The organism is Dolichospermum sp. LEGE 00246 (genome assembly GCF_015207865.1).
GTDB lineage: Bacteria > Cyanobacteriota > Cyanobacteriia > Cyanobacteriales > Nostocaceae > Dolichospermum > Dolichospermum heterosporum.
Map to the genome: position 1 here is coordinate 1 of NZ_JADEWA010000032.1, position 23191 is coordinate 23191.

Below are 23191 nucleotides of genomic sequence, written 5' to 3' on the forward strand. Positions count from 1 at the left end.
TCCTGATATAGATCAGGTTTTAATGTTTGATGATCAAAGAAGTCAATATCTTTGGTTTAATATTGGTTGGAAAAATAATAAACGAGTGAAATCAATTTCTGTTTATGTTCGCATTAAAAATGAGAAGATTTACATTGAGGAAGATTGGACTGAGGAAGGAATAGCAACTTGGATAGTGATCTTTGTGAAAAATATCACTTCCAATTCTATCAATTAATTTTTGATCAAAATACTTAACTTTATCAGGTTCATCTAAAAACATTGCGGTGAAACTTTTGATCTGAGGTTGAATCTTAATAATCCTCGTTTTAATAACATTTTGATTAAAGAACTGTCCAGGTCTTCTTTCATAATAAAGATGTTTACTATGTCTTGATTGCTGACTTTCATAACATTCTTCCAATTTTTTATTAAAATCAGATAAAGCAGCAAGTAATTCTTTTTTGACTTCTGTTTGAGCAAATTCCCAAAGTTATGAAGCATATTGGCATTGTGTGGCAAGATGAAAGATATGATCGGATCATGAGAAATCATCAAGAGTTTGTGAATACTTGGAATTATATTAGGGAAAATCCTGTTAAAGCTAATTTAGTGGAAAATCCTGAAGATTATCCTTTTTTATGGGAAGAATCTTAGTTAAAATAATTTAACTCTGAATTGTGGAACAGGCATCCTGCCTGTTATCTTCTGAAAGTAATTAATAGTTATCTCCTGAAAGTAATTCACACTAATCATTTGATAGGGTTAATTTTTCAAACTTTCACAGGTTGATTTTAGCAGGTTCACAGGCTAGAAGCCTGTGCCACTTAAACTTAAACTTGCTATGCAAGAAGAGGGGGGTAGAGTTATTATTACTTATATATCATAACTTTGAAGATATTTTAGGGAACAATTAAAATATAACTTTTATTAGCTTTGGATGTTATTTTTTGTGTGCTTAACGCGCGATCGCTCTTTGATTATAGACATTATTTAGAAATCTAATAAATAAGATACGTTCAATGAACTAAGAAGACAACTTGAAGTTGATTATCATCATATTCCCCCCTCATGCTACTGAAGAACTGTACCTTTATGACCCCAATGGGTTTATGATTAAAATTCGTTGTAATCCTAATTAACTCCAAAAATGGAAAAAGTTTTAAAAGTCATTGCAGACGTAATTACTAACCCCCCAATTCCCCATGAACCCCATAAACAATCCTTAAAAAATTGGGCGATGTATTGCTTACGGGATAGAGGTTTTATAGTTGTTTTTGCCCAAAATGCTGACTTTGCAGTGCAGTTTAAAAACGGTGACAAATTCTATTTTAAAGTTACCAATCAAGCTGATGATTTAGCTAATGATATCAACTGGATAGTTTGGGATGGTGTGAATAAAACCACCAGTTTGATTCCTCAATTATCCGGTTATCATCAATAACCGTAGGGTGGGCAATTTTGCCCAACCCATACAGATTTTACACAGTTACTTAATTTTCTTCCCGTAACTTATCCAAAACACCGCGATCCTCCAAAGTTGAAGTATCGCCCGACACCTCCTGACCCGCTACCAGATTCCGCAACAACCGCCGCATAATCTTCCCAGAACGGGTTTTCGGCAAAGCATCAGTAAACCTGATTTCACCAGGACGAGCGATCGCCCCAATCTCATTAACAACGTGCTTCTTCAGTTCCTTACTCAACTCCTCACTGGCTTGGTAAGTCCCCTCTAAGGTCACAAAAGCTATAACTTCCTCACCTTTCAGTTCATCCGGTTTACCCACCACAGCAGCCTCAGCTACCGCCGGATGAGACACCAGCGCAGATTCTACTTCCATCGTTCCTAAGCGGTGTCCAGAGACATTCAGGACATCATCCACGCGCCCCATTACCCAGAAATAGCCGTCCTCATCCTTTCTGGCACCATCGCCGGCAAAATACGTATAATTACCATCTTGGGGCGGAATATGTTCCCAGTAAGTCCGGCGGAAGCGATCAGGATCACCGTACACAGTCCGCATCATTCCCGGCCAAGGATGACGAATGGCTAAATAACCACCTTCGTTATCAGGGACAGTATTTCCTTCTAAATCTACCACATCCGCAATAATACCGGGGAATGGGAGAGTAGCTGAACCTGGTTTAGTGGCAATTGCCCCAGGTAGAGGTGTAATCATAATCCCACCTGTCTCCGTTTGCCACCAAGTATCCACAATGGGACAGCGTTCACCACCAATGATTTTGTGATACCACATCCAAGCTTCGGGGTTAATGGGTTCACCCACACTTCCCAGTAATCGTAGGGAAGAAAGATTTCGTTTGTTAGGATGGTGTTCACCCATTTTGATAAAGGCGCGAATTGCCGTTGGTGCGGTATAAAAAATATTAACACCGTATTTCTCAATTACATCCCAGAAACATCCAGGATTAGAAGCACGGGGCGCACCTTCATACATGAGAGTAGTTGCACCGTTGGAAAGAGGTCCATAAACAATATAGCTGTGTCCAGTAATCCAACCGACATCGGCAGTACACCAATATACATCTGTATCTTGGAGATCAAAAATCCATTTGGTGGTGATATGGCTGTATAAGTTATAACCACCTGTGGTATGAACTACCCCCTTCGGTTTGCCCGTACTACCGGAAGTGTAGAGAACAAACAGCATATCTTCACTGTCCATTGGTTCTGCGGGACAATCAGCGGAAACGCCTTTTTGTAAATCGTGCCACCAATGGTCACGCCCTGCTGCCATGTGAGTTGTTTGATTTGTGCGCTTGACAACTAGCACATCTGTAATGCTGGGAACTGCATTATTTTCTAAAGCTTTATCTACCTGTTCTTTGAGGGGGACAATCGCATCCTTGCGCCAACCACCATCGGCTGTGATCACTAACTTAGCTTCGGCATCATTTAAGCGATCGCGCAAAGCTTCAGCACTAAAACCACCAAAAATAACGCTATGGGGTGCGCCAATTCTCGCACAGGCTAACATGGCAATGGCAGCTTCGGGAATCATCGGCATATAAATACCAATGCGATCGCCTTTCTTTGCCCCCAACTGCTTCAACACATTCGCAAACTGGCATACTTCTCGATGCAATTGAGCATAAGTCAGCGTCCGTGAATCTCCCGGTTCGCCTTCCCAAATCAACGCCGCCTTATTTTTCCGCCAAGTAGTGAGATGTCTGTCAAGACAGTTGTAAGAAATATTAATCTTACCGTTGACAAACCACTTAGCAAAAGGTGGTTGCCAATCTAGGACGGTATCCCATTTTTGAAACCAATCTAACTCAGTTTCTGCTAATTCTGCCCAAAATTGCTGAGGATCAGCCTTAGCTTGATCATAAAGACGCTGATAGTCTGCTAAACTTTTGATTTGGGCGTTTTCTGAAAAATCACTGGTAGGCGGAAATAGCCGCTTTTCCTGTAAAATGGATTCTATAGTTGGTTGAGACATAGTGATGGATGTAAACGATATTGTCACTGAAAACTATTTTTAACGAAGTTGTGCCAAAAAACTTGAGATTTTCATAAACTTGCCTCAATTGTAAAGATTATTTACTGATATGCTAATCTAATCCCACTCCAATACGACAATTAACCAACGCTGAATTGTTCAGTCCGCCGTAAGATAAAATAATCATAATGTTTTTAACAACCTTATTTACCGATTTAGTAGGATATAAATCCTTAGATGTCATGTTAGTATTTTACAACAGGGTATAGTTTGGAAGCCAAGGAAATTAAAGATAGACTCAATTTATTAATCGAGCAAGCCGCTGAAATAGATCCGAATCTCACGGCAAAGCTAAGAGATATCAACCGTTGGATTAAACATATCAAGCTTGGTTCGCTGATATCCAAACCCATCGTTGTCGCTTTTTTATTAGAAGTAATTACGGACTCTAGGGTTTGGTTAGCAATTAAATCTTTACCTTCGGAGGAAGACAAAAGATTACAGTTTGAGCAAATGACCGCCAATGAAAGGTATTGGTACGGTTATCTGTTCCCTAAATGGATAAATGCCACAGACACCAAATTTTATATTTGGAAGAAAAAAATGATGGCGGGGGAGTTTAATCAGGCTGATAGTGATATCATTAAATATATAGCTCAGGATGTTGTTCACCGGGAGGGTGACTTTTGGCGGCGTTATATAGCTGACCTTTCCATGGCGACAGACCTGATTGTTAGCAATCATCAAAATAAACCACTCTGTATTCAAGTTACCAGTGTCAGTGAAGAATTTCATAACACAAAGTATCAAAAGTGGCAAAATTCACTGCAATTGTGGGAAATAGAAAGAGGATTATTCTTGAGTTACAATCCCCAAGATAATGATTTTATCCATCAGTTAGTCAATGTTGCACTGTATAACAGTGATCATCTTGCGGAAGGGAAGTATGTGAATTTTTCCTGATTCCCGAATATTGAAATCGAAATCTGTGTCCTAGCTAACATCATTAATCCGCTGAAAACACCATTTATGGTTAACCAACAACAGACTAATAATAGCGCTCAACTCGAAAACCTGACGGAAGCGTTAGCAGCAGCCCGGAGTATGCAGCAAGATTGGTTAAATTATGGACTAAATTTTGTTCATATTTATGTAGAAGATGTGGAAGGTGATTGGCTAGAAACTTGGGATGATGATGAAATATCTAATCCTTTATTTGATGGGATTAAAGACTTTTTAGTTAGTGATGATGATGTCGCCATCAAAATTAGAAAGTATGTAGGAGACGCATCCTTGTTTGATTTAGCAGTAGATTTAGAAGAATGTTTGAGAATTTCTCGAGATAATGACAAAACATCGGCTGTAAAAGATATATTAGTAAGTAATATTGATTTGAATATTGATGATCTGGAATTATTGGATTTAGCGAATGATTTTGTAGATAAGTGTTGTTGTCGCTTCCCAGATTAAATGGCAGGGCTATTTCGTTCTAAACATAGTCCGCCCTGAACTGAAGTTCAATGCTAATAAATTAAGTCCGTTTTAACGGACTATGAACTTTTCTTTAGTCGTCTTGAGACGACTTTTGCTATTAGACATGGCTTCGCCACGCAAGCTATCAGAATTCATTCTGAGGCGGGCTAGAGAAGAATGAAATAGCCCTGGATTAAATGGCCACTTGACAAATTAATGTCCACAAATCAACGTAACTGTTCTATCTTGACTAATTAATTTAGAAAATTTAGGATATACTATTTTTTCAAGCATAATGCAGTCAGTTAAGATGCATATTTTTGTGACTTCTAATTGAGTTTTCACTCCTTTTTACCCATGACAATTAAACTCACTATTCCTGGAATGGCTTGTTCTGCTTGTGCTAGTAATATAACCAAGGCAGTTATAGCCATTGACGCTAATGCTATTGTGGAAGCTGATACTAAAACCAAGTTTGTCAATGTAGAAACTCAAGCTTCGGAATCTGTTATTAGAGAAGCTTTAATTGCTGCTGGTTATCCACCTTCTTAAGAAGATATTCTCAAATTAATAAACATTTCCTAACCACCGTTTAGAGAATGTTTTAAAAGTGGTATCCCGTAATTTCCATCACATTTTTACCCCCCCCTTGCAAAGAGGGGAAACAATAAAAATCCCTAACCTTCCCCTTATAAAGGGGAGGGTTAGGGAGGGGTAAAATATTTGATACAGCAATCATGACTTTTCAAACACCCTCTCAGATGATTTTGTACATTAACACATCACTCCTGCTATCATAAGGCACAGTTTTTATCTTTAAATCTGTATGCATTGAAAAATCCACTAAGTAGGTGAACACAATAAAACTAAAGTGTGTAAAGAAAAGTAAAATCGCCCAAACCCTCTTGCCTCTTGCCTTGCTATAACGACAATTTTCGATGCTAACCTACTTATTGATTGTCTTTTATCTCCCCAGCTTATTCACAAAGTTGGGGATTTTTGTATTTACAGCACTTCCTGATGTTATCAAGTCCAGTTTTTTATCGCCAAACAAGTAGGGGCGCAGGGTTTGCGCCCTCTATTGTATTTCATGGGATCGGGAATTGTTGTATAACCGATCAGTAGGTGAACACAATAAAACCAAACTGTGTAAAGAAACGTAAAATCGCCCAAACCCTCTTGCCTCTTGCCTTGCTATAACGACAATTTTCAACGCCAACCTACTTAATAAATCATTATTTTTCAGAGGGAACAGGGAACGGGCAACAGGGAACAGGAAAAACTCATGTTTAAAAACATGAGATTGAAATAATGACACTGTTTTTTTCGTGCTACGCATCTTTTAAAAACATCCTTTTTTTGACTGAAGCTCTAAACTGGTGCAAATGAGTGTTTCTTATTTGCTCCCTGTTAAGAGTTCCCTGTTCCCTTCTTTTGTAAGAATAGTCTTAGGGACTTCCAAGAAATAAATTACCCTAATAAACGAACCACAGAGGCACAGAGGACACGGAGGAATGAGGGTTTGAGAGATTTTTTGCGTTAGGTAGCTGAGTGTTTTTTTATTTGGAAGTCCCTTAAATCTGGGAAGGTGATGTACTGCAAATGGTTCATAAGTTTAACCAAATATGAACCCCCTCTGGTAAATCTCTCTAGTATTAAATGTTATTCCTTTTTCCTCTCTTCTTAGGAGAGGGTTTGGGAAAGGCTTTGAACCTTGTTCTTTGTATGATAAAAAAGTCCAGCTTCTAGCCGTTTTGAGTATAGGTCTTTAGACCGGAGAGTGTCAATGTAACAATTGCTGAAACCGCTGTTCACCGCGAATTTTAGCAAAATCTGGGTCGGTTTTCGCTAAATCTTGATATTTTTTGGGTACAAGTTGAATAGCTTTTTTCAGGTTGTCAATTGCTAGTTCCAGATTATTTTGCAAGGCATAATTACAAGCCTTGTTATAATATGCTTGGTGCAAATTGGGTTGAATAGTAATTGCTTGATTATAAGATGCCAAAGCTTCTTTGTAGCGTTGTAATTTAGTCAGAGCAATGCCTCGGTTAATCCAAGCTTCATGTTTATTCGAGTGAATAGCGATCGCTTCATCATAAGATTTAACAGCTTTTTCATAATTTCCTAAAGCCGTTAAAGCATTACCACGATTATACCAAGCCTCATCTTTATTTGGGCGAATAGCGATCGCCTTATCATAAGATTCTACCGCTTCTGGATACTGTTGCAAAGCAATTAAAGCATTACCACGATTTACCCAAGTCTCCGCACTATCAGCTTTAATAGCTATGACCTGATTATATACATTTAAAGCTTCTTGATAACGATGGGTATCCAACAAACCATTACCTTGTAGTAATAAATTTTTGGCTTTTTGACTATCTTGCACCTCTGTAATTAGTTGATTAACATTGCTTTCCTGGGCAACTTGTTGAGTATTATCTGGAGAAGAATTTGCCAAATCACTACAGCCAATCGCCAGAAAACTAATTAAACTAGAGGCAATTAATTTTCGCCAAACTACCATGTTGCACCTACAAAAATCATATAATTTATCCTAAAACTGATGGAAACTTTAGAGTCGTATCGAAATCAACTAATCATTACTAATTGTTTTTTATTTATGTAAACTCAAGATGAAAATTTGGATAAGGTTTTCATAAAGTATGAATATCATACCATATCTGCCAGAGTCAGATCCCCGACTTCTTAGAGAAGTCGGGGATCTTATTTATAGCTGTTGTAGCGGAGTCATTCGGTGAGTTGTCAAAAAAAAGAATCATCCCACATAAAAATTCTAAATGATTCGTGATAAAATTACCTGCTTGTTGCTTGTGGGGACAAAAATTTGATTTACAACCGCACAGAACCATAATTATCCGCATTTATCTGTGATCAATTGTCCAGATTGATCTGAGATTGCGGATAAAGATTATATAATACTGTGAAGACAAGTGTTTTGACAGCGATTAAATTGATAATGAGACGATGGGAGGAAATTAAAAAATATGAGTATTGAACCTGACTCATCCAACTCAGAAATAAATCAAAAAGATGAATTAGAACCTGGTGGTAGTGATCAATCATTACTAACAGCAGGATTAGGAAAAAAACAAATATTCGGACAATCTGCATTCAAGGCGAACATGAGCAAGGGGGCTGCGTTTCTTGTGGAAAGTAACTCCAGTTTGCAAACTGCTATTACCCCAAGAATTTTATTATTTACCAGTTTGGCGATCGCCACAACTATCATTAGTATTGTCATTAATAACTCATTTCTGGGGATTTTGGGAACTTTAGCAACCTTGATTTTATCACTGTTAATCCTGTTCCCCTGGCTGCAAAATATCATTCAAGAATGGTTTTCACCCCAAGATAGAAATGTATTCATTGGCTTAATAGGAGTAATAGTAGCAATAATTGGCTTATTCAGATTTACTAATTTGGGTAGTGGTTTACTGAGTTGGGGAAAAAGAGTTAACTGGGATGCTTCTGGGACTTTAGCAGAATGGTTTGGAGCATTGGGACAAATTGCCATTGCTATTATCGCCGTTTATGTAGCATGGCGACAATATGTAATTTCCAAAGACCTCACCATTCAACAAAACCTGCTAACTGTACAGCAAAACATTATTACCCAACAGCAAACCATAGATTCCTACTTTCAAGGAATTTCTGACCTAGTCTTAGATGAAGAAGGATTATTAGAAGATTGGCCACAAGAAAAAGCGATCGCTGAAGGACGCACCGCCGCTATATTTAGTAGTGTAGATGGCAGTGGTAAAGCCAAAATTCTGCGATTTCTCTCCCGTTCCAAATTACTCTCTCCCCTCCAGCGCGATCGCCGACTAGGAAGAGCTATTCTAGATGGTAGTGGTGGTTATGCCGAAGATCGTTTAGAAGGAGTGCGCGTCATTGACTTAGGTGTCATGTTAGCAGGTGCAGATTTAGCCGACAATGATTTACGCTGGACAGATTTAAGTGAAGCTAACCTCATTCGTGCTAATCTTAGCAATTGCGATTTAGTCAAAGCCAACCTTTCCCGCACAATCTTATATGATGCCAATTTAAGCAACGCCGACTTAAATGGAGTCCGCCTATTTTATGGTTTACCTGAACAGGCATCCCCCCGCAGTCGCAGCGAACCACCCAACTACGAAACAGGAGAACAGACCGGCGCAGTTATCGAAAATGCCGACTTCACCAACGCTCAAAGAATGTCCGAATCTACCCGTTACTATTGCTGTACTTGGTGTGGAGAAAAAACCAGACAGACAATTCCCGGTGGTTGTGAAGGGATTCCCAATAAATTAGGGAGATAAAATTTAGTATTCTTTAAGTTTCTAAATCTTTAATTGCCCTTTTCAACCTCAATTAAAAGTAAAGGTAAATCTTTAGTGATTACTTGCCAGACAATATCTAAATCAACATCAAAATACGCATGAACCATACGGTTTCTCATGCCGATGATTTGTCGCCAAGGTATTTTTAAATACTTAGATTGGCAAGATTCAGAAACATGATTAGCCGCTTCACCCATAATTTCAACTAATCTTACTAGAGCTAAAGATAGCATTCTATCATCATCTAAATCCTCTCTCCTGCGACTCTTTACAAAATATAACGCTTCCCTTGCCGAATCTTTGATGTGTTTTAGCCGAGTTAAATCATCAATTTTGCTCATAAATAACCATGGCTTCTATTAAGACTTGCTCACGAAAATAACGACTTAAATCGGCTGCTGTTCTTAAATCTATCTGCCTATTTATTATCCTTGATAACTCATCCTCCATCGTAATAATAGCTAAACCAGGAGTTTTTCCCGGTGCAAATTCTACTAAAACATCAACATCACTCTCTTTTGTAAAATCATCTCTTAATACTGAACCAAATAAAGACAACTTGCGAATCGAGTGACTTTGACAAAAATGATTAATTTCTTCTTGAGACAAATTAATAGGAAGAGTATTTTGTTTCATAAGAATACCCGGTAAGTGGGAAACGAGCGCGTCTTTAGACCTGAGAGGGAAACGACACGAGCGATTTTAACCGCTGTGGATATTAAAATTGAAGCCAGATTTTTGATTGGAACCTGGAAACCAACTCCCATTTCTGGGGTAATGTTAGCTAGATGCCTCCGGCACGCTGGCGCGAACGACCTGTTATAAGAGCTTGCTTGAGCTTGCAACACTGTTCCAGTGACCTTAGAACTGTTTAATCACAAGCGACAGAGCAGGGAACTAGCAACGCATTCCGGGGTGTCGTGACTCAAATAACGGCTACCCTTCGACTCCCTTCGACTTCGCTACCTCGACTTCGCTCGGCACAAGTCAGGGCAAGTCGCTCAGGGTGGTCTGGTCAGTACGGCTTGCTTGATTACTCTTGCAAGCCCAGTCCCTTTAGGGCTGGGTTACTGACCCTTAAAACTCCTGATTGATGATTTTATTTTCATAATAACTAGAATTTTGAATAAAAATCAACGAAAATGCTAAGTAGGTTGGCGTTGAAAATTGTCGTTATGGCAAGGCAAGAGGCAAGAGGGTTTGGGCGATTTTACGTTTCTTTACACAGTTTGGTTTTATTGTGTTCACCTACTTATATTAAATCAACCTTGTATAAAGTATTCAACTTAACAAGTATAGCCTTACTTGAACTTTAGTTGTATAGTTATAACGTTACAACTTACGCAAGTGCCACACCAAAAATCTGTTTATTTGCAGGATTTATGTAGTCTGACGCACCCTACCAATGTACCAGTTGCGTAATTCCTCAAACTTTCTCTTTGACCTATCTAAGAGGGTGTTTGAAAAGTTATGGTTGATGTATCAAATATTTTTTACCCCTCCCTAACCCTCCCCTTTACACCCTTTACAAGGGGAGGGAACTGGATTTTTATTGTTACCCCCCTTTACAAGGGGAAAGGGGGGTAGCAATGTGATGAAAATTACGGAACACCACTTTTAAAACATCCTCTAACAGGAAATTGACAATTCTTAATATTCAAAAATCTTGGAACTAAACCTATAAACCACAGGTCAACGGCAATAAGTAATTGGACAAAAATATTTACAGTCATTGCGAGGGAAGGGAAGCAATCACAACCCTTGGAATTGCTTTATTTCACTTCGTTCCATATGGCTAACGCCACGCAACGCTAACGCAATGACATTGTGTAATTAATTTTGTCTCACTACTTACCCTGTAATGGGTAAAAAAATCTTTAAAAAACAGAACTAAAACTGAACTAACAAGTTTAAGGAGCATTTAACTTGATGAAAAGTTCCAAATTTCTGCAAATATCTACTGCGGCTTTATTGAGTTTAGGAATCTTCCAGAACATAGCCCTTGCTCAACCAGTTAAAACCCAAATAAGAATCCCCGCATCTCAAACTGTAGATAAAAATTTATCGCCAATCAAAATCAATCCCCTTTATCTGGAGCGCGAACAAAAAGCTCCCTTAATCATTAAAAATCAATTACTGGAATTACGCCGGGATATCCAGTTAAAAAACCTCACCTTTCAAGTAGGTTACACCACAGCCTTAGATTATAAACTAGAGCAACTAGCCGCCACCCAAGCACCGGATGATTTACCGACACAGGCTAACATCCAAAACGCCGTTGCTGCACAAATCTTAAATCTTGATTCAGCCGAACGTGAGAAATTTGAACGGATCAATCCCGGCGTAATCCCTGAATTACAATTAATTAAACGTAATAGCTGTTTTGCCTCAGCCAAATCCTTTGACTGGCGGAATTTAAATAAAGTTACCCCAGTTCGTAACCAAGGAGGTTGCGGTAGTTGTTGGGCATTTGCTACCTTGGGAGCTTACGAAGGGAATAACCTCATTCGCAATAACTCCACTGCTGATGCTTCCGAACAGCAAATTATTAACTGGGGTGGTGCAGGTAGTTGTGGTGGGGGTTGGTGGTCCAAAGCATTTGATTTCCTCATTAACAAAGGCACAGCCACAGAAGCCACCGTACCCTACACCGCCACCAACAATCCCTACAATCCCAGCGTAGACGCTCCTTACCGTTCCATAGCCTGGGGATATGTTAAACCCAACGGCGGTATTCCCACAGTTGCAGAAATGAAACAGGCTATGTGTAAATATGGACCCTTAACAGTTGCAGTGCGGGTTACTCCGGCTTTCCAAGGTTATGTTAGCGGCGTATTTAACGAGCAAGCAAATGGTCCTATTAATCATGGTGTCACCCTCATTGGTTGGGATGATCAAAAACAAGCCTGGTTAATCAAGAATTCTTGGGGTACAGGTTGGGGTGATAATGGTTATATGTGGATTGGCTATAACAGCAATAGCATTGGTTATGGCGCAGCTTGGACTCAAGCTAGAAGCAATTTCTACAAGCTTTCTCCTGACTTGTTGAAAAAAATCACTCCTTTAAAAATCAATCCAGAATTAATTAAAGTTAATTCCAAAAACATCTCTCGATAATTGTTTTGACTTTAGCTGTCAACTTAAGCTCAAATCCCTACCACATTTCGTTCCTAGTCTCTGACTAGGAATGCAGTTGATGAGGCTCTGCCTCAATACTTGAAAAGGTAATAACTTGCGTTTTTACATCCATATATTACCTTTAAGCAAAAGCTCGATTTATTCCCTTGCGGAGTATAATCTCATTGAAGGCAGAGCCTTCTAGAATTCGTTCCCAGTCAGAGACTGGGAACGAGATGAAAAAAAATCACTCCTAACATCAGAAAGTGCTGTATGTCCCTTAGCAAGCGAGTTTTTTTAATTATTTCTCTGTTAACTAGCTTGACTATTATTTTTCAAGTTAGTAATGCGGCTAATCCTCCTATGTCTAAATCAGAAATCACTGTGAATGATGCTAACAATCACAGTCAGATTATTATTCAAAAAGGTAATATGATGATTGTTGAATTGTTAACTAATCCAGGAACAGGCTACAGTTGGCAAATTATTAAAAATGATCCTGACAAACTCAAACCTTTGGGAGATTCAGTATTAAAACCGTTAGAGACAGAAGTCCCAGGAGCATCTGAAAATCAGGTTTTCCGGTTTTTAGCCCAAAATTCGGGTTTAGCAGTGCTAGAACTTCATTATTTACGTCCCTGGGAAAGAAATATTCCGCCCTTAAAAACCTATCAAATCAACGTCCAAATTCGTTGACAGTAAACAGCGTTTTCTGTTTCTACCCCCTCCTTCTTCCTCCTGACTCCTGACTCCTGACTCCTGACTCCTGCAATATTAATTTTCTGGTAAAGTCAGAATTTCTACGCCATCTTCGGTGACAGCAATGGTATGCTCAAATTGAGCAGACAGGAGGCGATCGCTTGTTACCGCAGTCCAACCATCTCCAAGCATTTGGGCTTCATGAGTTCCTTCATTAATCATCGGTTCAATGGTAAACACCATCCCGGCTCTCAGTTTCTTCCCTCTACCCCTAATGCCATAATGGGGAACATCTGGTGCAGTATGGAAAATATTACTAATTCCATGTCCCACAAAATCCCGCACCACTGAAAAACCAAAAGATTCCGCATATTCTTGAATTGCTGCGCCAATATCTCCAATTTTTGCCCCTGGTTTAACCTCTGCAATTCCCAACCGCAGACACTCTTGAGTTACTTCTACTAATTTTTGGGCTGTGGGGGAAGGATTACCCACTAGAAATGTTTTTGATGTATCACCATGATAACCCTCAACAATGGGTGTAACATCTATATTAATAATGTCCCCATCCTTGAGAATTTGTTTAGCATTGGGAATACCGTGACAAATCACCTCATTCACACTTGTACAAATAGACTTAGGATAACCTTTATAACCTAAAGGTGCGCTCTTTGCTCCATGCTTTTGAGTCCATCTTTCCGCTTCATCATTTAATTGCAGAGTGCTAACTCCCGGTTTAACTAAAGGTTCTAGATGTTGTAACAACTTAGCCGCTAAACTGCCAGCACGGCGCATTTTTTCGATTTCTCGCTGGGATAAAATGACTATGGTTTCGGTTTTCATCAATTTTCTATCTACTCTTTTAAAAATATAGTTAATCCAGTTGTCGCTGCCCTGCTTGCAGCATCTGCTACCTTTAGAGTATACAAGCTTTGTTCTGGGGTGATATATAAAGGACTACCATCGCATAGATGATCTAATACCATAGTCGTATCTTTAGCAAATAAACCCCGACGAGTACCCACTTCAATCAACTTTGTTCCGGCTGCTGACACTAGCATTCCCGTATCACCATCGAGAATTATCTCCCCTTTTTCACCTTGAACTTCTAATTTACGTTCTGATTGCCACAAAGTTTCACCTTTGCCATAAATTACCTGTGCCAGTAGTCCACTTTCAAAGCATAATTGGGCTGAACATAAACAGGTTTGGTAATAATCAGGCTCAGTTTCCCAATATCGTTGGTGACAATTGACAGTGAGGACTTCACCAAACAAATCAATCAGCCGATTTAACCGAGATAACGCCCCAATTAGGGGGAAGCCAAACATATCATGATTATAAGTCCACTTCCGCGGGGCTGGATGCTGGGGATTCAGGGTGCTATAGCGAATATAAAACAAATCACCAATTTGGTCTAAGTGTTGTTTTAAAGTTTGATGCCAACCCCCCAATAATTCAATGTGTTCGACGTGCAAAAGCTTGTTTACTCTTTTTGCTAAAGCAATCAGTTCTTCTGCTTCTTTGACATCCACAGATAAGGGATATTCAACAATAACGTCTTTGCCAGATTCTAAAGCTGCACGAGTAATTTTACCATGATCTCGGTTAATGGTGCAGATGACCACCATATCTAAATCGTCTCGTTCTACTAGCTGTTGCCAAGAATCCATCGCCACCGTTGCATATTCTTGGGCTAAAACCGCTGTCCTTTCAAGATTACCAGCTATCGCTACTAAATCAGTTCGGGGATCTTGTTGCAATGCCTCAGCCCTGAGTTTAGCTGCATAGCCTGTTCCCACTAAACCCACTCTCAGACTGTGTGTGTATAAAGGTAGTTGGTTGTCGTACATGAATTCATCACCAGTTTTCAATGTTTCGGTTTAATGCCATTAATATTTTATCAACAAGCCGACATTAGGAAACATTTAACACCTCTAGTACCGCAGGGCGGAAGTCAAAAGGCAATAAGATCCCCCAATTCTTTTATTTATTGTGTCCACAAACATATAAATTAATGTCAGAATTGGGGGATCTGTCCATGAAGCAGCGCTATTGTATGGAAAGTTGGCGTTGGTGAATTGGGGTATGAAAGTCGAAAATTCCATCTCTCAAACTCTTACTCTCTGCGCCTGGAGATCCTCTGCGTGTTCGCGCAGCGTGCCGTAGGCATAATAAAATCATATTTTTACTCAGCAACACCGGAAAGTTTTATGGCGATTTCGGTAATTTTGGAAACAATACCATAACTATAATACAGCGTAAGAAGCCGTATAAAGCTGATGATAAATAAGTAATTAAACGATTTTGAATTTTGATATCTGTTTTTTCCTGATTTTTAAGCTTAATTAGGGTTTGCAAATAATTAGGTTCTGTTATAAGTTTTACATGATATAGTGCATGGATTAGAAAATACCAAAAACAAGCTATACATTTTGTGTATAGATTGCGGACATATTTTACTTAAAACACCAAACTCCCGGATAATTTTTGCGATTATCTACTAAATTTATATTTTTCCAATATCTAAGATAATGACACAAATACAAAATTTGCGGATTTTTTATCCATTTCTAGTGCCATTGACAAGTTCATCTCCGATTTATTGGTTATATATACTTTCGGCCTTGTTAATAGCTTTAATTATCTATAAATTAGGGTTATCTCAACAAGACAAACAGATAAATTTAAGTCAGTATCTTTTTCCCAAAGAGGTTTATTTACATCCTTCAGCGATCGCTGAATACAAGTATTATTTTTTATCTTCCTTCTTAGAAATATTTGTAATATTGCCAATTATATTATCTCTACCAAATCTAGCAAATATCATTTGTGATTATTTAACAGAAATTACGCACTTAACAACGCCTTTTTTAATTACCCATCCTCAGTGGTATCATTATGTCACATTGAGTATTGTTGTAGCTTTGGCGGGGGATTTTGCCTATTATTGTTACCATTATTTAGCTCATAGAAGTTCATTCTTTTGGGAATTTCATAAAGTCCATCATTCTGCGGATGTATTAACTCCAATGACTGTTTATCGTTCTCATCCCCTTGATTTGCTTTTAAGTATGAGCGTGGCGACAGTAATACTAGGTTTTACTACAGGGATCTGGGTTTATTTATTTGGAAATCAAGTCTCCTATTTATCTATTTATGGAGTTAACTGGGAAATATTTCTATTTTATCTAACTGTCGCCAACTTACGACATTCTCATATTTGGTTGAACTACCCTTATGGGGTTAGTCATGTGTTGATGAGTCCTGCCCAACATCACATTCATCATAGTGTTGAGCCAAAGCATTATGATAAGAACTTTGGTTACATTCTGTCTTTTTGGGACTGGATATTTGGGACTTTATACGTACCGCAAAGTTATGAAAAGCTTGATTTTGGTCTATCAGATGGGGAATCAAGTTTATTTAATAATCCGATTAATTTATTAGTACAGCCATTTAAATCTATTTGGCAAAAATATAACCAAAAGATAAGTAGGGAGTAATTTTTTATAGCAGTTCCCATGCAAGTGAGGGACAAGAAGTAATTATGGAACGCAGATAAACGCAGATAAACACAGATAATTTTGTACCTCATTAGATTAGAAAACGCTATATCAGGAATCTAAATACAAATTCAATCAAAAATTAATTGGGAATTATAGTTATGAATAACATGAAATTAGATTTGAGTTCAGATTTATCAAGTACGACTACAATCATCAATGATTTACCAGAAAATGGTGTTTGTATCCATGATTTATTTGCAATTCAGGTAAAAACAGCACCAGATTCAGTAGCAACAATATTTGAAAACCAGCAACTTACTTACCAAGAATTGAATGGTAAAGCCAATCGGTTAGCACATTATTTACAGAGTATTGGTGTAGGTGCTGAGGTGATGGTAGGCTTATGTTTAGAGCGATCGCTCGATCTGATTATCGGTATTCTTGGTATTCTTAAAGCTGGAGGTGCTTATGTGCCTATAGACCCGGACTATCCCCAAGAACGCATAGCATTCATGCTAGAAGATACTAAATTGCAATTTGTGGTGACACAACAACAATGGGTAGGATCTCTACCGAAAAACTCCACAATAATTTGCTTAGATACAGATTGGCAGAAAATTAAATGTCAAAGTTCCTATGATCCAGTTAGTGGAGTCACAGCCGAAAATCTCGCTTATTTAATCTATACCTCCGGTTCTACTGGGAAGCCGAAAGGTGTACAAATGCCCCATTCCAGTGTAACTGCTTATTTACAGGCGATCGCTAAAATATTACCAGTTAATCATCAAGATATTTATCTCCATACAGCATCTTTCTCTTTTACTGCTTCAGTCAGACAATTATTTTTACCTTTATCCCAAGGTGCAACCAGTATTCTTGCTACTCGTGAACAAACAAGAACTCCTTTAAGCCTATTTGAATTAATTCAAAAACGTGGTGTTACCATTTCTGACGGTGTACCTTCTGTATGGCGTTATGGACTAATTGCTTTAGAAAGTTTAGAGCAAAAATATACAAAAGCCCTGAGCGCATCAAAATTAAGATTAATAGTATTTGGTGGCGAATTATTACCCTATCAACTAATTAAAAAGTTACGCAACCTGTTTAAAACACCACCCCAGTTTTTTAATATTCTCGGTCAAACGGAAAGTATTGGACATGGTTTTTATCCCATTCCAGACGACTGCAACCTTGAAGAGGGATATGTACCCGTTGGTAATCCTCTAAAAGACATTCAGCAGGTTTACGTCCTCAATTCCCAACTTGAGCCAGTAAAAATTGGTGAGTCTGGAGAAGTCCATATTGCGGGTTTTACCTTAGCACGAGGCTATCTAAATCGCACCGCAGCAAATGGGGAAAAATTTATTATTAATCCTTTTAATCCTCAACAACGACTTTTTAAAACCGGAGATGTTGCCCGTTATTCAATTGATCACAATTTAGAAATTCTCGGTCGGATGGATTTTCAGGTAAATATCCGAGGAATGCGGGTTGAACTGGAAGAAATTGAAGCAGTAATTAAACTTCATCCCAGTATTCAAGAAGCTGTGGTTTCTGCTAGAGAAGATGTATCTGGTGGTCAGCGACTAGTTGCTTATATCGTAGTCAATAGCCAAGATTTTAATTCGGGAGAATTACGCAATTTCCTGTCCAGTAAATTACCAGATTATATGATTCCCCATACCTTAATGGTCATGGAGAAATTACCAGTTTTACCCAATGGAAAATTAGACCGTAACAGTTTACCCGAACCTGATCTATCGGCAATTCAAAGTAGATTTGTCCCTTCGCAAACACCTACACAGGAAATCATTGCTAAAATCTGGGCGGAAGTTTTAGGCATTGAGAAAATTGGTATTCATGATAACTTTTTAGAATTGGGTGGACATTCCCTATTAGCAAGTTTAGTTATATCAAGATTGCGTGAAGCACTATCAATAGAATTATCTATTGCCAATTTATTTGCCGCGCCAACAATTGCCACATTTAGTGAACAAATTGGATCTTCTGCCCAGAATATACTGCCAACTTTAGAACCAGTTTCTCGAAATATTGAATTACCACTTTCATTAACCCAGCAGCGGTTTTGGTTTCTTGATCAAATGGAAGGGGCAAATCCTGCTTACAATATTGTCAGAGTCTTAAACCTACAAGGATCACTTAACTTTATAGCACTTGAAGGGGCGATCGCTACAATTATTAATCGTCATGAAACCCTGCGGACAAGTTTTGGAACTGCTGATGGTAAACCTATTCAAATTATTGCTGATAAATTAGCATTCACCTTACCTGTAATAGATTTACAGAAATTAGCAGAAGATGAAAAAACAGTTGAGGCACAAAGATTAATTACTAATGAATATCTTTGCCCTTTTGATTTAGCTGAATCATCTTTATTGCGGGTGACATTGATGCGATTAGGGGAAAAATCCCATCAGTTATTAATAATCATGCACCATATCATTTCTGATGCTTGGTCAGTGGGGAATTTTCTCCAAGAATTATCGGTTATTTATTCAGCATTAACAGCGGGTTTACCTTCTCCCTTACCCCAATTATCAATTCAGTATGCAGACTACGCTTATTGGCAACGGCAATGGCTGGAAAATCAACCCGCGCTTGATTACTGGAAACAACAATTAGCAGATATTCCCGCAGTAATTGAATTACCTACTGATCGATCACGGACGGCAATGCAAACCTTTAGCATTGATCTCCAGAAATTTCAATTTGATTCCCAACTTACTCACAAACTTAAAAACCTCAGTCAAAAATCGGGTTCTTCCCTATTTATGACACTGCTCACAGCTTTTGTGATCTTACTTTCCCGCTACAGTGGTCAAGAAGATATTGTTATTGGTTCTCCCATTAGTAATCGTAATCGTGTCGCATTAGAGCCATTAATTGGCTTCTTTGTGAATACCTTGGTTTTACGGACTCGTCTTGAAGGAAATCCCACATTTATAGAATTACTCCAACAGGTGCGACAGGTATCACTTGATGCTTATGCTCACCAAGATGTCCCCTTTGATCAACTTGTAGAAACCCTCCAACCTCAGCGCCATCTCAGTCATAGTCCTTTATTTCAAGTTATGTTTGTATTGCAAAATTCTCCAATTTCAAAACTGGAATTAGGAGATTTGCAAGTTACCCAAATAGAATTAGCAAGAGCGACTGCGGGGGCAACTTTTGATTTAACCTTATCAATGCAGGAAAAAGATTCAGCATCGGGAACTGAATTAATAGGTGCATTTGAATATAATGCTAATTTGTTTAATGCTGATACTATTGCTAGGATGGTGGAAAGTTTTCACAGCTTAGTTGAGGCAGTTGTGGCAGATCCTCAAGCGCAAATTAGGACATTACCTTTATTAACAGCATCCCAAGAACATCAGTTATTAGTTGAATTGAATCATACGGGAACTGATTATCCCCAAAAATCCATTCATCAATTATTTGAGGAGCAAGTAGAAAAAACACCTGATGCAGTAGCATTAGTATTTGAAGATCAGCAATTAACCTACCAACAATTAAATTTACAAGCTAACAAACTAGCTCATTATTTGCAGTTTTTGGGTGTAGAACCAGAAATATTAGTAGGTGTTTATTTAGAACGTTCTTTGGAAATGATAGTCGGATATTTGGGAATTTTTAAAGCTGGTGGTGCTTATGTGCCACTTGATCCTAACTATCCCCCAGAACGCCTCAATTACATGGTGGCAGATTCACAAATGTCCATCATCTTGACTCATTCTTCCTTACTCCCACATTTATCATTAACCCTAGAGCAATCACAAACTAAAATTATTTGTTGGGATAAAGATTTTGAAATTGAAATTGCCAGTCAGAGTTCCCATAATCCTATTCATAATTTCACCCCTGAAAATTTAGCTTATGTCATCTATACTTCTGGTTCTACAGGGCGACCTAAAGGCGTACTAATTCAACATTCAGCACTATTAAATTTAGTCTTCTGGCACTTAAATAATTTTGAAGTAAAATCATCAGATCGAACTACACAGTTAGCAGGAACAGCCTTTGATGCTGCTGTCTGGGAATTATGGCCTTATTTAGTAGTTGGAGCTAGTATATATTTAATTAAATCAGAATTTCTGTTGTCAGCCAAAACACTTCAAGAGAAGTTGATATCACATAATATTACTATTAGTTTTATTCCTACACCCTTAGCCGAACAATTATTTCTTTTATCCTGGTCAGAAAATACAACTTTGCGAACTATGTTAACTGGTGGAGATAGACTTAATTCTTATCCATCACATAAGTTACCATTTAAGTTTTTTAATAACTATGGTCCCACCGAAAATACAGTAGTTACAACTTCTGGGCAAATTTTACCAGAAGCATCAGATAGTAAATTTCCACCTATAGGTCGTCCTATTGCCAATACTCAAGTTTACATTCTTGATCCCTATCTTCAACCCCTACCTATTGGCGTTTATGGAGAAATCTACATTGGTGGACTAAGTTTAGCCAGAGGGTACTTGAATCGTCCTGACTTAACATCTGAGCGATTTATTGCTAATCCTTTTGTGGCAAATGAACGAATTTATAAAACTGGAGATTTAGGACGCTATTTACCAGATGGAAATATTGAATTTCTGGGACGTATTGATCATCAAGTCAAAATTCGGGGTTTTCGGATTGAACTAGGAGAAATTGAGACAGTATTAACCCAACATCCTCAAGTTCAGCAGGTAGTAGTTATTGTCCGCGAAGATCATCCAGAAAACAAGTATTTAGCGGCTTATGTTGTTAGCGAAACAGAAACATTGACCAGTAGCGAATTACGTCAATTTCTGAAAGGAAATCTGCCTGAATATATGATACCTGCGGCTTTTGTCATGCTCAAAGCCTTACCTCTGACTCCTAATGGTAAAGTTGACCGGCTGGTTTTACCACAGCCAGAAACAACGAATTTAGAGCTAGAAACCACTTTTGTTGCCCCTGAAACTGCGTTAGAAGCAAAATTAGCCGAAATCTGGTGTACGGTATTACATCGGCAGCAGGTAGGCATCTATGATAACTTCTTTGAATTGGGGGGACACTCTCTCTTGATTACATCTGTAATATCTCGTATTCAAGAACATTTTTCCATAGTTCTGCCCCTGCGTTCTCTATTTACAGCCCCGACTATCGCTGAACTTAGTCAAGTAATAATTGCACATATACTGGATGCCATAACAGTTGATACCTTACCACCGCTTGTCCCGCAAGCACGAGACACCTGTATCCCCCTGTCTTTTGCCCAAGAGTCTATCTGGTATTTACAACAATTAGCTCCTGAAAGTTGCGCCTACAACAGCTTTTTTATTTTACGTTTCACTGGCTCTCTTTCTGCAATTGCGTTGGAGTCCAGTTTTAATGAAATAATTCGTCGTCATGAAATATTACGTACAGCCTTTAGTGTAGTAGAGGGTCAACCTGTACAAATAATTACTCCATCCTTGACTATCCCATTGGAGATTATAGACTTACAAAACCTACCTTTAATAGAGCGAACGTCTGAAGCAGAAAGACTAGCTGCGCTGCAATATAATCACCATTTTGATCTGGCTTTAGTCCCCCTCATGAAAACAACTTTACTGCGACTAACTCCAGAAGAACATTGGTTGACAATCAATATGCACCATATCATCACAGATGGCTGGTCATTTGGTCTGTTGTTGGAGGAGTTAGGAATCCTCTATGCAGCTTTTGTGAATGGTTTACCTTCACCCCTACCCGAATTGCCTGTTCATTACGCAGATTTTACCCTCTGGCAACGGCAATACTTTAATGAAAAGGTTATAGAAAAGCAATTGGCTTACTGGCTACAAAAACTAACTAATACTTCACTAGAATCTGATCAGATATCTAGCAATCAGCTACAGTTGAGTAACAAAAATAGTAGCGCAGCTATTTATTCTGTGGTTCTGTCGGCGAGTCTTGTGACATCAATCGAAGCCCTCTGCCGTTCTCAAAGGGTCAGCATCTTTGCGATTATTCTCACTGCTTTAAATATACTTTTGTTCAAATATAGTAGTAAGAACGATATTTTAGTCGTCGCAACTATTGGTAATCGGAGTGCGGTGGAAACTGAAAAAATGCTCGGTTGCTTCATCAATGATGTCATTTTGCGATCGCATCTTTCCTGGGAGCAAACTGGACTGACTCTTTTTGAACAAGCCCAAGAAACTCTCACAGAAGCTATTAATCATAAAGAAATTGCTTGTCAAACAGTCATTGACACTATCACCAGCAAACAACCATTGAATATCTCGGCAGCCCTGGCTATGCTACCTCCACAAAATTGGCATAATTGGATGTTAGATGTTGACTTTGTATCAATTAAGCGCGATCTCAACTTGTGGGATGGAGAAATTCCTTTAGAAATTTATGTTTCTTCACCTTCAGTAAATAATCCCACTATAGAAATTAAAGTCTTGTACAGCACGGAGTTATTTACAAATGAAACCATCGAGTTTCTATTTAGCTATTACCAGCAAATTCTTCAGCAGCTTGTTCAAGATCCCACTAGTCAAGTTTGTGAATTTGAATAATAGAACCTTTATAGTTCTCACATTTATCGTAGGTAATGGCACAAAAT

General features: G+C 38.4%; 17 protein-coding genes and 1 pseudogene. 11 read left to right on the plus strand and 7 right to left on the minus strand.

Annotated features, from left to right (window positions below; translation table 11 throughout):
- A partial coding sequence (locus tag IQ228_RS03745; protein WP_193962194.1) for an element excision factor XisI family protein occupies positions 1-217 on the plus strand: 217 nt, incomplete at its 5' end.
- A gap of 27 nt (positions 218-244) precedes the next feature.
- On the opposite strand, the pseudogene IQ228_RS27315 reads toward IQ228_RS03745, so the two are convergent.
- Positions 245-403, minus strand: a pseudogene (locus IQ228_RS27315) (hypothetical protein); the annotation flags it as partial.
- 71 nt (positions 404-474) lie between these two features.
- On the opposite strand from IQ228_RS27315, the gene IQ228_RS03750 reads away from it, so the two are divergent.
- Both IQ228_RS03750 and IQ228_RS03755 read left to right on the plus strand, forming a co-directional pair.
- Positions 475-636, plus strand: a complete 162-nt coding sequence (locus tag IQ228_RS03750) for a hypothetical protein (protein WP_228043679.1) — start codon at positions 475-477, stop codon at positions 634-636.
- 493 nt (positions 637-1129) lie between these two features.
- Positions 1130-1423 (plus strand): hypothetical protein, encoded by a 294-nt coding sequence (locus tag IQ228_RS03755; protein ID WP_027402617.1) that lies wholly within the window; start codon positions 1130-1132, stop codon positions 1421-1423.
- A 49-nt stretch (positions 1424-1472) separates the two neighbouring features.
- Here the strand turns inward: IQ228_RS03755 and acs are convergent, their stop codons facing one another.
- The gene (gene acs / locus IQ228_RS03760; RefSeq protein ID WP_193962195.1) at positions 1473-3443 is read right to left on the minus strand and encodes an acetate--CoA ligase; all 1971 of its coding nucleotides are present in this window, start codon (positions 3441-3443) and stop codon (positions 1473-1475) included.
- A gap of 270 nt (positions 3444-3713) precedes the next feature.
- On the opposite strand from acs, the gene IQ228_RS03765 reads away from it, so the two are divergent.
- The 3 genes from IQ228_RS03765 (at position 3714) to IQ228_RS03775 (ending at position 5468) form a co-directional block, all read left to right on the plus strand.
- Positions 3714-4406 carry a hypothetical protein gene (locus IQ228_RS03765; protein WP_027402615.1) on the plus strand — a complete coding sequence of 231 codons (693 nt, stop codon included), beginning with the start codon at positions 3714-3716 and terminating at the stop codon, positions 4404-4406.
- Between the two features lie 66 nt (positions 4407-4472).
- A complete protein-coding gene (locus tag IQ228_RS03770) occupies positions 4473-4913 on the plus strand; it encodes a hypothetical protein (protein WP_027402614.1) in 441 nt (146 codons plus the stop codon).
- Positions 4914-5273: 360 nt separating this feature from the next.
- Positions 5274-5468, plus strand: coding sequence for a heavy-metal-associated domain-containing protein (locus IQ228_RS03775; protein ID WP_039202527.1), 195 nt, complete (start codon positions 5274-5276; stop codon positions 5466-5468).
- A 1231-nt stretch (positions 5469-6699) separates the two neighbouring features.
- On the opposite strand, the gene IQ228_RS03780 is transcribed toward IQ228_RS03775, so the two are convergent.
- Positions 6700-7443, minus strand: a complete 744-nt coding sequence (locus IQ228_RS03780) for a tetratricopeptide repeat protein (protein WP_027402891.1) — start codon at positions 7441-7443, stop codon at positions 6700-6702.
- Positions 7444-7924: 481 nt separating this feature from the next.
- Between IQ228_RS03780 and IQ228_RS03785 the strand changes: the two genes are divergently transcribed.
- Positions 7925-9238 (plus strand): pentapeptide repeat-containing protein, encoded by a 1314-nt coding sequence (locus IQ228_RS03785; RefSeq protein ID WP_193962196.1) that lies wholly within the window; start codon positions 7925-7927, stop codon positions 9236-9238.
- A gap of 29 nt (positions 9239-9267) precedes the next feature.
- Here the strand turns inward: IQ228_RS03785 and IQ228_RS03790 are convergent, their stop codons facing one another.
- Complete coding sequence (locus IQ228_RS03790) at positions 9268-9600, minus strand: DUF86 domain-containing protein (protein WP_027402889.1); 333 nt, start codon at positions 9598-9600, stop codon at positions 9268-9270.
- Positions 9587-9895: a nucleotidyltransferase family protein gene (locus IQ228_RS03795; RefSeq protein ID WP_027402888.1), complete on the minus strand. Its 309-nt coding sequence runs from the start codon at positions 9893-9895 to the stop codon at positions 9587-9589. Before IQ228_RS03795 ends, IQ228_RS03790 begins: the two co-directional genes overlap by 14 nt.
- Positions 9896-11188: 1293 nt before the next feature.
- Here IQ228_RS03795 and IQ228_RS03800 point away from each other — a divergent pair.
- Together IQ228_RS03800 and IQ228_RS03805 are read left to right on the plus strand one after the other, a co-directional pair.
- Positions 11189-12376, plus strand: coding sequence for a C1 family peptidase (locus IQ228_RS03800; protein WP_193962197.1), 1188 nt, complete (start codon positions 11189-11191; stop codon positions 12374-12376).
- A 273-nt stretch (positions 12377-12649) separates the two neighbouring features.
- Positions 12650-13072, plus strand: a complete 423-nt coding sequence (locus IQ228_RS03805) for a protease inhibitor I42 family protein (protein ID WP_193962198.1) — start codon at positions 12650-12652, stop codon at positions 13070-13072.
- Positions 13073-13150: 78 nt separating this feature from the next.
- Here the strand turns inward: IQ228_RS03805 and map are convergent, their stop codons facing one another.
- Together map and IQ228_RS03815 are read right to left on the minus strand one after the other, a co-directional pair.
- Entirely contained in the window at positions 13151-13918 is a 768-nt protein-coding gene (map, locus tag IQ228_RS03810) for a type I methionyl aminopeptidase (protein WP_027402885.1), read from the minus strand.
- Between the two features lie 11 nt (positions 13919-13929).
- Positions 13930-14928, minus strand: coding sequence for a Gfo/Idh/MocA family protein (locus tag IQ228_RS03815; protein ID WP_027402884.1), 999 nt, complete (start codon positions 14926-14928; stop codon positions 13930-13932).
- Between the two features lie 681 nt (positions 14929-15609).
- On the opposite strand from IQ228_RS03815, the gene IQ228_RS03820 reads away from it, so the two are divergent.
- Entirely contained in the window at positions 15610-16581 is a 972-nt protein-coding gene (locus tag IQ228_RS03820; protein ID WP_228043680.1) for a sterol desaturase family protein, read from the plus strand.
- 161 nt (positions 16582-16742) lie between these two features.
- Positions 16743-23144, plus strand: coding sequence for a non-ribosomal peptide synthetase (locus IQ228_RS03825; protein ID WP_228043681.1), 6402 nt, complete (start codon positions 16743-16745; stop codon positions 23142-23144).
- Positions 23145-23191: the final 47 nt, after the last annotated feature.